Raw genomic sequence first — 12,977 nt, forward strand, 5'->3', positions numbered from 1 at the left:
CCCCGCGCCTTTCCACACTCGCCTGTCACCCCGCGGTTGAGACCCGTTTCCACTCCCTGCCGGGCCCCGACCAAACACTCAGCAGGGTACCCGGCGCCGTATCAGTGCGACTGTCCGGTGACGACGCTCTCGTCGGGCATCGGTTGCCCGTCGGACACCGGGAGGACCTCCGGGCGATGCTTCGAGTGCCCGGACGCCGCGACGGCGAGGCAGACCAGGGCTGCGACCGCACCGAACACGAACATCTCCGTGTAGGTGATCGACGTCCAGGTCCCGGTGATCCAGGCCAGGACCGCGGGGACGGCGAAGCCGAGGTAGGTCACGCTGTAGAACACCGCGGTCAGACCGGCGAGGTCGTCCGGACCGGCGATGCGCTGCACCTCGAGCAGGCCGGCGATCAGGGCCATCCCGTAGCCGCAGCCGAGCAGGGTTGCGGCGACCAGTGACAGCCACACGGTCAGCACGTGTGCCGCCACGGCGGCGACGAGCATGCCCGCGACGAGGGTCGTGAGCGCGACGACCACGCCGCGCGAACTGCCCGGCACATCGATGCGCCGACCCACCGACTGGATGCCGAACCCGGCGCCGAGTCCGAGGACGCAGCACAGGGCGGCGAAGGCGATCGGCGCCCCGGAGGTCCGTGCCGACATGAGCGCCGGGATGATCGCGTACGCCGTCGCGGCGGCACCGAAGACCCACGGCGCGACCGGCAGGACCACGAACATGAACCGTCGGTGACCGGCGGCCGGGATACGCAGGTCGTCGCGCAGGCGGCCGGGCGACAGGCTGGGGAAACGCGTCTCGGGGACGACAGTCAGAAGAGCTCCCGCGCACACCGCGACGGCGATGTTCACCAGGTACGGCAGCACGTGCGGCCACGGGCCCCACAGGGCGAGCACGCCGGCGACACCCGCGCCGATTCCGAAGCCGGCGGTCAGGCTCATCGCCGCACGTCCGGCGCCGATCCCGGCTCGCGCACCGTCGCGGTCGGACAGTTCCTTGATCCAGCTGCCGCCGACCGCCATCGACAGACCGAGCGCGACGCCGCTGCAGATGCGTCCCACGGTCAGCAACTCCACCGACTGCGACCCCGCGGCCAGCAACACCGAGCCCAGCGCCGCGAACACCGGCGCCGGCAGCATCAGGGGACGACGTCCGAACCGATCCGACAGCGGTCCGCCGATCAGCAGTGCGGGGACGATGCCGAAGACATATGCGAACAGCAGGGCGTCGACGACGACCGGCGAAAGACCGCTGATCTGGCGGTACATGACGAGCAGCGGGGTGAACTCGTTACCGCCCCACGCGGTCGCGAAGACGGCCAGCGAGACCGCGGGCCATCCGAAGCGGCGGCGGTTGTCGGTCATGCGGGTTCTCCCGGGAGGTCATGGACACCGGCGAGGTGCCCCGCCAAGAGGTGTTCGAAACGGTCGGCGTCGGCGGACTCGATGGCGCCGAGGAGGCCGAGGTGGTCGGTGATGATGCGGGCGGCCACCCCGGCGTCGCGGTGCACCGAGGCGATCGTCATGCGGCGATGCCGCTCGCCCAGCGTCGTGTAGAAGTCGGCGAGGAGCGGGTTGTCGCCGGCAGCGGCGATCAGCTGGTGGAACTCGGCGTCGAGCCGCGAGAACTCGGCGACGTCGGTCGTGTCGGCTCGCCGGTGCGCCTCGAGGTTGGCTCGCAGTCGCGCGGCCAGCTCGGCCGCGGCGGCGGGCCGGGAGGTGACCGCGCGGACCGCGTGACCTTCGAGGAGACGTCGGGCGTCGACGACGTCGCGCTTCTCGCGGTCTCCGATCGGTACCACGAGCGCTCCTCGCTTCGGGTAGAGCCGCATCCACCCCTCGGTCTCGAGCCGCAGGAATGCCTCACGCACGGGAGTGCGGCTCACGGAGCACCTCGAAGCGATCTCACCCTCGCTGATCAGCTCACCGCCAGCGATCTCGTTTGTGAGAATTTGCTCTTTGACCTCGGCATATACCCGCTCAGCAGCGGATTCCGCGGAGGCATGCGACATAGACACAAGTTGTACCTTACCAATGCCTGATGGCGCCGTCACCAGGGCAGACCCGACTTCCATGACGGTCCTCATCGGTGAGACACTTGATGCGGCCGTAACGAGCGTCACCCTCGCTCACGAGCCCTGATCGCGTCCGCTGAGCCACCCGCTCGCGTCGATGCGGATCTCGACAGCTCGCGGGCAACGTGGCCGGCGAGACGATGCAACCCGCGTTTCGCGGCATTCAGGAGGACCCGACCGTGACGAGCACGGAGGAGACACGTATGGGGGACACACGTATGGGCGACACCCCGATCACCGAACCGGCCATTGCCGATCTGCCGATCACCGATGACGAGATCTTCTTGGCGCACGCCGGCGGCAAGCTGTCCGTCGAGTTGCGCTCGCCGATCGACACTCAGCGCGACCTGTCGATCGCCTACACCCCGGGCGTCGCCCAGGTGTCACGCGCGATCGACACCGACGCCACCCTGGTGAACAAGTACACCTGGACCGACCGTCTGGTGGCCGTGGTGAGCGACGGATCGGCTGTGCTCGGTCTCGGTGACATCGGCCCGCGTGCGTCGCTGCCGGTCATGGAGGGCAAGTCCGCACTGTTCCGTAGCTTCGCCGGGCTGAACTCGATCCCGATCGTCCTCGACACCAAGGATCCCGACGAGATCGTCGAGACCCTGATCCGTCTGCGTCCGAGCTTCGGCGCGGTCAACCTCGAGGACATCTCGGCGCCACGCTGCTTCGAGATCGAGCGCCGCGTGATCGAGGCCCTCGACTGCCCGGTCATGCACGACGACCAGCACGGCACCGCCATCGTCGTACTCGCCGCCCTGAAGGGCGCGACGACGCACCTCGGCCGCGACATCACCAGCCTGCGCGTGGTGATCTCCGGCGCCGGCGCCGCGGGCGTCGCATGTGCCAACATCCTCCTGGCCGTGGGCGTCTCGGACGTCATCGTGCTCGACTCGAAGGGCATCGTCTCGGAGGGACGCGACGGCCTGAACGAGTCGAAGGCCGATCTGGCGAGCCGCACCAACCCGCGTGGTCTGACCGGCGGCGCCGTGGAGGCCCTCGAGGGCGCGGACGTCTTCATCGGCGTCTCGGCCGGCCTCATCCCCGAGGAGATCATCGCGTCGATGAACGACGACGCGATCGTGTTCGCACTGTCGAACCCCGATCCCGAGATCCACCCCGAGGCCGCCGCCAAGTACGCGGCCGTCGTCGCGACCGGACGCAGTGACTTCCCGAATCAGATCAACAACGTGCTCGCCTTCCCGGGCGTCTTCAAGGGCGCACTCGACGCCGGCGCCCGCCGGATCAGTGAGGGCATGAAGATCGCTGCGGCAGAAGCGATCTTCTCGGTCGCCGCCGAAGACCTGCGCGCCGATCGCATCGTGCCCAGCCCGCTCGACGACCGGGTCGCACCGGCGGTCGCGGCCGCGGTCGCCAAGGCCGCGCAGGACGAGGGTCTCTGCTCCTGATCGAAGGTTGCGCCTGGCGCCGCTCACCGCGGCGCCAGGCCGCTACCAGCCCATCAGTCCCGCAGATTCTTCCGCGATGGCGGGCCCCAGCGTCATCCCCCGCCCGCCGGGGCCGGTGACGGCCCAGACTCCGTCGGCGATCGACTCCCGGCACACGATGCGGTCGGGTTCGGTGCACTGGCTGTAGACACCGGCCCAGCGTCGTTGAATTTGCGGTAGGGCCCTGCCCAGCAGGCCCTCCGTCACCGCCACCAGATGCGCGTAGGGGTCCTCGTCGATGTCGAACGCGAACGGCTCCTCGTACTCATGGGTGTCCCCGATGGTCAGCCCGCCGTGGAGCCGCTGAACACACAGCAACTGCATGCCCTGCTCGGCTGCGATCGGTCGTTGCGGCTCGGTTCGCCGCAGTTCGTCCAGCGCCGTCCCGGCGAACCCCGGATAGTAACGCAGACTGTCGCCGTCGGCGATGGAGGTCGTCAGCCGCTGCCCGAGCGGGGACGTCTGCATCATCTGCAGCCGCACCCGGCGGATCGGGAGTTCGCCGAACACCTCGTGCAGAAGACCGCGGTGATTTGCCCCGGGGCACAACAGGACACAGTCACCGCCGTGAACCGTGCCGGCGTCGTCACGCACAGAGGTCCCGTAGATGTCGCGAGCCTCCACACCCGGCACGAATGTATACCGCCCCGAACGCGCGAGATGCGCTCGGAGAGCCGGCATCGCCTGTCGTGACTCGACCGCGGCATCGCTCGTACAGTGCAGTCCGGCAAGGTATTCGCCTTGAAGGGCGGGATTGACCTCGGCGACCTGGGCTCTCGTGAGGAGGTGGAAGCCGCGGCGGTCCGCATCCTCGCGGGCGACGACCTCCTCTGCGACTGCCACTTCGGCAGCGTTGCGCAGCAATGTGATCGACCCATTGGCGCGAAATCCGACAGCCGGAACCAGTGCCCCGATCTCCTCCCAGAGCACGCGCGACCGCAGCGTGTCTCCAGTTCGGGCGCCGACCGGCCCGACACCCACACCAGACCGAAGTTGCGGACCGTCGCGCCCCGCGCCTCCAGCTCACGGTCGAGGTGAACGACGTCGTGACCTCGTTCGACGGCCATCCAGGCGTGCGCGGTTCCGGTGATTCCGGCTCCGACGATGATCACGCGCATCGATTCAGATCCTCTCGTTTCCCATCGGTTTCGGGGTCTACGGCGCGACGGCGACGCGTAGCTTGCGGCCGGGGGCCGACCGCACCGCGGTCTCGATCTGTTCGAGTGGTAGCGGATCGGTCACCAGTTCCGACCACGGATGACGGTCCACCGTGCGGCCGAGAAAGGCGACAGCCTCCCGCAGATGGCGTGGCTCATAGTTGTGGATGCCGGTGATCGTCCACCAGCGTCGGACGATCTGCTCCGGATCGACTTCCAGCAACGGCCCCGGGGCGACGGACCCGGCGAGAACAAGCGCCCCGGAGATCGCCAGCCGCGGAAGGCTTTCCCGGATGAACGACGCGGCACCGGTGAAATCGAGTACTGCATCGACCATCTCGCCGTCGTCGAGCAGAGCTCCGAAGCTGACCGCTTGTCCGAGTCGGACCCGGTCGGGGTCGACGATCATCGCGTGGGCCCCGCGGTCGGTGCACACCGCCGCGGCGGTCGTACCCAGCATGCCGGCACCCCCGATCAACACCCTGCGGCCCGACATGTCGCCGGCGCGCTCGACCGCGGCCATGACCGTGGCCGTCGCACAGGCGGCCGGAGCGGCCACCGCGTCGCCGAGATGCTCCGGAACCCTGACCACCGCGGTACCCGAAGGCAGCACGATGTGTGTGGCATAGCCTCCCGACAACGTCCAGTCACTGTCGAAGGACTCGTGACCGACTTTCCGTACTCGCCGGCACTTGGCGGTGATCCCGCGCCCGCAGCGGTCGCATTCACCGCACGCGACCGTGACCGACCACACGACCCGGTCGCCCACCCGCGCGGGTGCGCCCGCGCCGACTGCGACGACCTCGCCGACCGCTTCGTGCCCGAGGACCGACGGGCACGGCGACTGTCTACGCCCACTGACGGTGTGCAGATCACTGCCGCAGACCGTCGCCAGTCGGATTCTGACGACGATCTCTCCTCGCCCCGGTGCGGGCAGCGGCATCTCGACGATGTCGATCCGATCGCCCCGCCACACGGCCGCACGGGTCAGACCTGTTTCGAACGTATCCATCCCGGCAACCTTTCGATGGCGAACACAATGACGAAGATGACGATCACGATCGCCCAGACGACCTCGAGACCGAGCGTGCGGATCGACTCGGACAGCAGGAGACCGATACCGCCGGCACCGACGACGCCGAGGACCGTGGACGTGCGGATGTCGACGTCGAGGAGCCGGCGAATCATCATGGGGTGACGCGATTCTGGGGAAGGGAGTGCTCAGGAGTCGGGGATCAGCGCGGGGAGGTCTGCGACCGAGGCGAGCACGGCGTCGGCACCGGCCGCACGGAGGGTGGCCTCGTCGTGTGCGCCCGTGAGGACCCCGACCGAAAGGCCGACGCGCGCACGACGGGCGGTCTCGATATCACTGGAGGTGTCGCCGACGACGATCACGTTGGCCAGGTCGTCGACCTGTGCGGTCAGGGCCGCGGCGAGTACGAGATCCGGGTATGGCCGGCCGCGCAGGCCCGCGGTAGGTGCCAGGACGTGGTCCACGGCCTCGGTCCATCCCAGAGTTCTGAGGATTCGCTGTTGCGTCGCGGGACTGAACCCGGTGGTGAAGGCGGTCGCGATGCCCCGAGCGCGAAGACCGGCGAGTACTTCGGAAGCCCCCGCCACGGGTTCGACTCCGCGGGTGATCAGTTCTCCGTAGGCGCGTTCGAACTCTTCGTTGGCGGTTTCGGCTGCACCCTCGGCGCCGAAGAGGGCACGAAAGACCGCGATCTTCGATTGCCCCATGGTGTCGAGCACGTACTTGCGGGCGCGTTCACGTGTCTCTCCCGCCTCGGGGACGCCGACCGCGGTGGCGGCTGCCTCGAAGGCCTGGGTGACGAGACCGTCGTCGACGACGGTGGTACCGGCCATGTCGAAGACGACCAGCTGAACGGGACCGGTGATGTACTGGGGGACAGTCGAGTCGATGACCTCCGAGTTCGGTATGCGGATGCTGCCTGAAGTCTGCATGCGCACAACTCTCACCTTTGGTATAGCCCAATTCGGGTGGTTCCTCCGAACTCCAGATGAACACTCGGCTTCCATTTGGTCTAGACCAAGTCTTGATCTTCGGCAGCATGGATCTGTTCGAGCGGCCGCGTGTTCTGAAGCACCAGGTGGTTCGATCACGGCTCGAAGGACTGCTGGAAGATCTCGTCGAGGGCGATCCGTTCCCTGCGGAACGTGAACTCGCCGAAGCATTCTCGGTGTCCCGCGAGACCATTCGTCAAGCACTCCGAGAACTCTTGCTCGACGGCAGGATCATCACCACCGCCGGCGTGCGGATAGGACTCGACACGACCCGTCTACCGGCCCACCGGTATCCCGATCTCGAGCCGAACTTCGAGGTGTCGTCATCTCTGTACGCCGAATTTGCGAGACGCGGAATCAATTTCGGCAGAACGGAGGACACGATGGAGACCACTCTTCCCGACGCGCGCGAAGCGGCATTGCTACACGTCGATGCGCGTACGCCGATGTTCGTGCTCAAGCGCCAGTCGTACGACGACAGGGCGTTCCCATCGAATTCCGCCGCTCACTCTATCGAGGCGACCGGATGGCGTTCACCCAGACGATGTACCCCGACTGACCGTCAGTCGGTCCGTTCCTGCCAGGTACACAGGCAGATCTCGTTGCCTTCGGTGTCGGCGAGAACCCACCACGCGGGCGCGTACTCATCGGTCAGTAGCTGGCCACCCGCGGTGATCGCTGCCTGCAGGCGTTCGTGTACCTCGTCGTGGGGCACCCACAGATCGAAGTGCACCCGGTTGCGTTCCGGTCGTGGGGAATCCATCTGCTGGAACCAGACGGCAGGCAGACGTCCGGCAGGATCGATCAGATCGACGGACTCGTCACCCACCGCGTCGGAATAGCCGAGCACCGCCCTCCAGAACGGTCGGATGGCCTCGATGTCCTGCGCGTCGATCCCCACGTCGAACTGGCCGGCGGGCTCGGGGAACGTCTCGAGGCCCATCTCGATCGCGATGCCCGCGATGCGGTTCGCCAGTGCGACGTCGGCCTCGGTCAGCTGGTGGGCACTGTGCGTTGTGAGAACGAGATGCACTGAGCCGTAGCGCAGATCGATGTCGGGGTGGTGGTTCGCCGCCTCGGCCGCGTCGACGATCTTGGTGATGAACTCGAGACCTCGCACCATCGAACCGGTGCGATAGGCCGCCTGGAGCTTGTACCCGATCACCCGCCAGGGATCGGGTACGGCTTCGGTTGCCTGGGCACGGGACAGCGGACTGCGTGTTGAGCCGGTCATACTCCCCCATGCTGCCTGCTGGACCGCGGATGCGAAAGGGGTGCTGACACAGAGTGCGGGCTCAGTGCCGGATTCCGGCACTCAGCCCGCACTGTGGAAACGTTGTCAGCGCTGGTTCGACGTCGCTGCGGCCAGTTTCGCGATCGCCTCGGCCGTCGCAGGCAGAAACCCGCGTCGAGCGTCCTGGTCCAGTGCGGTCCCGGCGCCGATGACCGGGTCGTAGTCGAGGCCGATCACCGTGCCGACCGCCCCGGAGACGACCCCGACCAGCATGTCCGCGAGGCCTTTCTGCTGTGGCACCGGAAGCTGGGACCCGATCACGACGACGGTGCGCTCGAGCACCCCCGCGCGGTCCCATTCGGTGAAGATGACCCGTGCCCGGTTGAGCAGGTCGGGTCGTGGGCTGATCACGAGCACCGGCGTGAGGTTCGGGAGGTCGTCTTCGGCGAGTTCGGGCAGCAGCGTGAGCGGGTGCGCCCCGGCGTCGACGACCGGCACCGCGCCCTGCCGCCATACCTCCACCACAGCGTCGGTGACTGCCGCCTCCTCGGGAGGCAGCCAGAGACCAGTGCCCGACGCGGTGCGCAGCAGCTCTTCGTTGCCAGTTCCGCGGAGTCGGAGCTCGATGTCGCAGTCGTTGCCGGACGCGTCGACCCACCACGACAGCAGGCCGAGGGTCGACGCGGCGCGATGTTCGGCGAGGAGGGCCGACACGACAGACGTGCCGACCCCGCCCGCGGTTCCACAAACGACGACGGCCCGCTCATCCCAAGATTGCGGGTCGCCGTCGCGCGGCTGTATCAGGCCAGTCATCGTCGATCAGGGTACGGAGTTCGCGGCTGGTTGCCGTGGTCAAGCGAGTTCATGCAGGCTCGTCATCTGACACACGAGTACTTCTACGGGACAAGCATGTGGAAACCCACGAGACCACCTGTGGGTGTCCTGACCGGATTGTTCACCGCGTACGTCGTGATACCGATGGTCGCCGGACCCGATCCGGTCGGGACATCCCATTCTGTCTTCTCACCGGGACGGGGACCGAACGTTGCTGGCACCCATTTGTGCAGTGCATAGCCCCGAAGACTGGTGTAAGTCGTCTGGAATAGTACTCGGCACTTTGGATTTCGTTTCCAGCTGGCGCCGTCACCACCGAATCCGAGTGACCGTGCAGTCACACGAACCACGCCGCGCTTGTTCTGTGGAGTGTGAATCGCGAGGTTGACAGTGCCACGGCACAGGGAATGGTCTCCCATTGTCGCGAGATTATGGCCGTAGAGCGCGATGTTCGGGATGGGCGCAGCGGCCGCACCACCCGCCCCTATGCCGGTGGACACGATCACGCTAACTCCAGCAATCAATCCGATGAACAGTCTTCTCATCTCAATCCTCCACTTGTCCGTCGCATGCTCTTCTCTCCGGCGCGACCCATCCGCGGGGTGAACTCGATCGTGTGCTGAACACTTGCATGTGTTCGACGGACTGGGTGTGGGGCTGTCGCTCTAGCGCTCGTCATAGGACTATTCATTCTCCGTCGGCCAGAGGACTTCACTGCCGGGGATGGCGTTCTTCAAGCCGTCCGATTGCGCCCTGGTCCAGTCCCGGACGGACTTCTCTGCGCCCTCGCCAAAGACCGAATAGGGCGACCTGGCCTGCGCAGCAGACCATTTCACCGCCGATGCCCCAACCTTGAGATTCACATCCCCGCGGCTGTTGACGACATAGTCAACAGCCGGAAGGCCAGAGCGACGCGCTTCGGCCGGCGAGAGGTGAAACTCAAACTGATTCTCTTCTTTTACCTCAGGCGCCGCATGCCGAGGGCGGTTCTGCCTCCACGGCTCATCCGGGTTGGCACCCGGATCACCAGCCCCGAGGGAGTAAGCGAGGAGACCACCAGCGGTGCCACCGATCGCGAAGCCGAGCGCTGCACCGGCTGCGCCAGCCCCGATCCCGCCAACTGCAGCACCGATTCCAGCGCCGACAGGCACATCAAAGAAAGCCGTTGCACCAGCGGTAGTGATCCAGCTGACTCCCAGACCAGCGATCGCACCGACCCCAGCCCCACCAACAGCACCAACCACCGCCGACGGAATACCCAGCGCGACAGCACCTGCCGTACCGCCGGCCATGACACCGATGATCGTCGCAGCTGCCCGACGACTCGCCTCGTCCTCCGGCACACCCACCGAGATCAAACCCTGAGCAATCTTCGCCTCGCCATACGCCGACCACGCATTGATCGAGTTCACATCCTTGTCCGACAGACCCTCAGGAATATCGGTCACGAAGTTGCCCGCACGAATCTTGTCCGGCGGCGGCGCAATCGGACGCACCGGCGGAGCAACCTGCGGCACAACAGGATTGGTGATCACCGGCGAATACGGCCGCTCATAACTCCACGAACTCGCATCGTCGTACGAACGATACGGAGCCTCCACCGGCGGACCCGGAACCGAACCCGGACCCGGCACCACCACAGGCTGCACCACCGTGTCACCCGGAGCCGGAGCACCCGGCGCAACATCAGACGGACTCGTACCACCCTGACCCGGCACCGAATCCGACGGATCGGTACCACCCTGCTCCGGAACAGCAAACGCCGCACCCGCACCAGCCGTGATCGACACCGCCACAACAGCAGACGTCACCGACAGAACCGGACCACTCGGCCTCCGACGCCTACGATGCCGACCACGACTCTGAGACATCTCGGTACAACCTTTCTGCGCGACTCCCGATGACGCTGCGCGTGAACTCATTCGACGGACCTGATGGACTGGATGAACGTCTTGCCGCCCGTCGTCGACGTGCGGATGACCTGGCGATAGGTGATGGGCGCCGCGTCGGGCTGCAACTCGGTGAGCACGACGGAGTACTCACCGGGAGCCCGTTCGGTGATCTTCAGACAGTGCCGCGTGCCGATCGGGCGTTGATCGATGTACTGCTGCATGACGTACTCGGAGGCGACGGCACCCGGGGCGGCAACCGCGCGTGCGGCTTTCGCCGAGCGCAGTACGTAGTAGGCGTGGTTGAACGCGCGGATCGCGCCCGGACCGGACTCCTGGTCGCCCTTCTCGTCGTCGTTCGACACCGTCGTCCCCGACCCGACGGGACGCTGCGCACACGCCGGGTTGCGGGCGACCGCCGACGTCGTCGGCCCCTCGGTCGGCGAGGCGGATTCGGAGGTTTCCACAGCCACAGCGGAGCGCCCGGAGTCGGCACCAGTCATCGAGATTGCGACAACGCCTGTGGTCAGAATCACAAGAACTGCAGCTGCCGCACCCGCGATCCGCGGTCCCGAACCCAGTAATCGGCGCCACCCGGGAGCGATGCCGGACACGGCCTTTCGCTTCGCGCGGACCGATCTCTCGGCCTCGGCGAGGAAGGAGTCGAGATCGGAAGAGGGCTTCTCGGGAACCGCGGCCACGGGGGTTTCACCCCTCGTCACCGATCGCCCGACAGAAGTGGCCGGAGCGCCGAGCACCGCCACGGCCGTGCCGCCGGCATCGCTCTGAACTGCGTCGACGGATCGGAATCGAGCCAGGTGAGCGGCCAGATCGACCGCCGGCGTGGCACCGGAGGACGGCCAGGCGGCAACGTCGGGGAACCACAAAGACTGCGGACGCTGCAGCACCATGAGACCCCCTCCCCCGGCTGGTGATCGTCGTTGTCAGTTGTGCACGCGACGACACGACACCAAAGGAAGATCCCCCCGTGGCGCCGGCACTGCCGTCGCTGATCTCGGGTCACCCTACAACAGCTCTCAGCAACATCTCAGGTGTCATCCACAGGCACGACAGGCACTCATCCCGACTCTCAGCGCGACCCCAACGCGCTCGCTACGGTCGGAGGCGTGCTTCTCACAGCTGCAGTGGCGCGCGGGGTCGCCGACGGTTCCGTCGACCTCGCCTTCCGTCGCTGGGGGCGTCCCCGCATCCGTCCCGGATCGAGCTTCATCGCCCTGACACACGTCATCGAGGTGACGTCCCTCGAGCGAGTCGATCCCGCGCAGCTCAGCACGGAGGACGCCCGCCGGGCAGGCTACGAGGACGCCGATGCGATACGGGCGACGCTGTGCGTCAACACCGATAATCCGACCTACCGGATCGGACTGCGTTGCATCGGGGAGGATCCCCGGATCGCACTGCGCGCCGACGACGATCTCTCCGACGACGCTGTCGCGGAGATCCGTTCGCGGCTCGATCGAATGGACACTCGCTCCGAACACGGACCCTGGACACGGGACACCCTCGCGATCATCGCCCGCCGGCCCGGCGTCGTGTCCACCGAACTCGCGGTCGAACTCGGCAGGGACCGAGCGGGTTTCAAGAACGACGTCACCAAGCTGAAGAAACTCGGGCTGACCGAGAGCCTCGAGGTGGGCTACGAACTGTCCCCGCGCGGCGTCGAATTCCTCCGTCGCGATGTCACCTAGCCGACGGTCGAACAGGGCGCGGGGTCATCGCGGGATCGGCATAATCAATCCATGTCCAGCGCACATCCGGCGCGCCACCTGCTGCGCGCCAAGGATCTCGCCGACGTCCGGTTCGCCGAACCGCTGACCGTCGACGACATGGCCGCCGCGGCAAAGCTGTCCCGCGCACACTTCTCGCGCGCGTTCACCGCCGCATTCGGCCAATCCCCGCATTCCTACCTGCAGACCCGGCGACTCGAGCGGGCCGCAGCGATGTTGCGGTCGACGGATCGCACAGTGGCCGACATCTGCATGTCGGTGGGACTGTCGAGCGTCGGATCGTTCACCACGAGCTTCACGCGCGCATTCGGCAAGACGCCGACCGCGTACCGTGATTCGTTCCCACCCGCGGCCACCTATGCTCACGTACCCGCGTGTGTGTTGCGGGTCTACTCGCGGCCCGGACCGTCGAGTCGCGTCGAACGTCCGGAACCGTCCGCAGCGCCGGCCGAGCAGCTTCCGAAGACAGCACACGGGAAGAAGACCGCCGCACCCGCGCGGCCGTAACTTTGGTTCCACCACCGGGAGAACACGCCCGACCACGAACCAATTCGAAAGG

At 66.9% G+C, this 12,977-nt stretch carries 11 protein-coding genes and 3 pseudogenes; 4 read left to right on the forward strand and 10 right to left on the reverse strand.

Annotation, left to right across the window (positions count from 1 at the left end; translation table 11 throughout):
- Nucleotides 1-101: 101 nt before the first annotated feature.
- A complete protein-coding gene (locus tag IHQ52_RS02000; protein WP_238064044.1) occupies nucleotides 102-1,367 on the reverse strand; it encodes an MFS transporter in 1,266 nt (421 codons plus the stop codon).
- Complete coding sequence (locus IHQ52_RS02005) at nucleotides 1,364-2,014, reverse strand: GntR family transcriptional regulator (protein ID WP_024499516.1); 651 nt, start codon at nucleotides 2,012-2,014, stop codon at nucleotides 1,364-1,366. Before IHQ52_RS02005 ends, IHQ52_RS02000 begins: the two co-directional genes overlap by 4 nt.
- A gap of 281 nt (nucleotides 2,015-2,295) precedes the next feature.
- On the opposite strand from IHQ52_RS02005, the gene IHQ52_RS02010 reads away from it, so the two are divergent.
- On the forward strand, nucleotides 2,296-3,492 hold the full coding sequence (locus IHQ52_RS02010) for an NAD(P)-dependent malic enzyme (RefSeq protein WP_051349647.1): 1,197 nt from the start codon (nucleotides 2,296-2,298) through the stop codon (nucleotides 3,490-3,492).
- Nucleotides 3,493-3,534: 42 nt separating this feature from the next.
- On the opposite strand, the pseudogene IHQ52_RS02015 reads toward IHQ52_RS02010, so the two are convergent.
- The 4 genes and pseudogenes from IHQ52_RS02015 to IHQ52_RS02030 all read right to left on the reverse strand — a co-directional run bounded on the left by IHQ52_RS02015 (nucleotide 3,535) and on the right by IHQ52_RS02030 (nucleotide 6,659).
- A pseudogene (locus IHQ52_RS02015) lies at nucleotides 3,535-4,649 on the reverse strand (TIGR03364 family FAD-dependent oxidoreductase).
- A 37-nt stretch (nucleotides 4,650-4,686) separates the two neighbouring features.
- Nucleotides 4,687-5,700 (reverse strand): zinc-binding dehydrogenase, encoded by a 1,014-nt coding sequence (locus tag IHQ52_RS02020; protein ID WP_024499518.1) that lies wholly within the window; start codon nucleotides 5,698-5,700, stop codon nucleotides 4,687-4,689.
- A pseudogene (locus tag IHQ52_RS02025) lies at nucleotides 5,676-5,864 on the reverse strand (phosphonate ABC transporter, permease protein PhnE); the annotation flags it as partial. The pseudogene IHQ52_RS02025 and the gene IHQ52_RS02020, both read right to left, overlap by 25 nt.
- Before the next feature lie 45 nt (nucleotides 5,865-5,909).
- Entirely contained in the window at nucleotides 5,910-6,659 is a 750-nt protein-coding gene (locus IHQ52_RS02030; protein WP_024499520.1) for a phosphonatase-like hydrolase, read from the reverse strand.
- Between the two features lie 101 nt (nucleotides 6,660-6,760).
- On the opposite strand from IHQ52_RS02030, the pseudogene IHQ52_RS02035 reads away from it, so the two are divergent.
- Nucleotides 6,761-7,272 (forward strand): annotated as a pseudogene (locus tag IHQ52_RS02035) (GntR family transcriptional regulator).
- A 3-nt stretch (nucleotides 7,273-7,275) separates the two neighbouring features.
- On the opposite strand, the gene IHQ52_RS02040 reads toward IHQ52_RS02035, so the two are convergent.
- The 4 genes from IHQ52_RS02040 to IHQ52_RS02060 all read right to left on the reverse strand — a co-directional run bounded on the left by IHQ52_RS02040 (nucleotide 7,276) and on the right by IHQ52_RS02060 (nucleotide 11,137).
- On the reverse strand, nucleotides 7,276-7,947 hold the full coding sequence (locus IHQ52_RS02040) for a VOC family protein (protein ID WP_024499521.1): 672 nt from the start codon (nucleotides 7,945-7,947) through the stop codon (nucleotides 7,276-7,278).
- Between the two features lie 105 nt (nucleotides 7,948-8,052).
- Nucleotides 8,053-8,760 carry a hypothetical protein gene (locus IHQ52_RS02045; RefSeq protein WP_024499522.1) on the reverse strand — a complete coding sequence of 236 codons (708 nt, stop codon included), beginning with the start codon at nucleotides 8,758-8,760 and terminating at the stop codon, nucleotides 8,053-8,055.
- Nucleotides 8,761-9,464: 704 nt separating this feature from the next.
- Nucleotides 9,465-10,652, reverse strand: a complete 1,188-nt coding sequence (locus IHQ52_RS02055) for a hypothetical protein (protein ID WP_394854767.1) — start codon at nucleotides 10,650-10,652, stop codon at nucleotides 9,465-9,467.
- 47 nt (nucleotides 10,653-10,699) lie between these two features.
- Nucleotides 10,700-11,137: a DUF8176 domain-containing protein gene (locus IHQ52_RS02060; RefSeq protein WP_232513054.1), complete on the reverse strand. Its 438-nt coding sequence runs from the start codon at nucleotides 11,135-11,137 to the stop codon at nucleotides 10,700-10,702.
- Between the two features lie 660 nt (nucleotides 11,138-11,797).
- Here IHQ52_RS02060 and IHQ52_RS02065 point away from each other — a divergent pair.
- Complete coding sequence (locus IHQ52_RS02065; protein ID WP_024499525.1) at nucleotides 11,798-12,379, forward strand: ASCH domain-containing protein; 582 nt, start codon at nucleotides 11,798-11,800, stop codon at nucleotides 12,377-12,379.
- 51 nt (nucleotides 12,380-12,430) lie between these two features.
- A complete protein-coding gene (locus IHQ52_RS02070; RefSeq protein WP_024499526.1) occupies nucleotides 12,431-12,925 on the forward strand; it encodes a helix-turn-helix domain-containing protein in 495 nt (164 codons plus the stop codon).
- Nucleotides 12,926-12,977 lie beyond the last annotated feature (52 nt).

Source organism: Gordonia amicalis (genome assembly GCF_022059885.1).
Classification (GTDB): Bacteria; Actinomycetota; Actinomycetes; order Mycobacteriales; family Mycobacteriaceae; genus Gordonia; species Gordonia amicalis.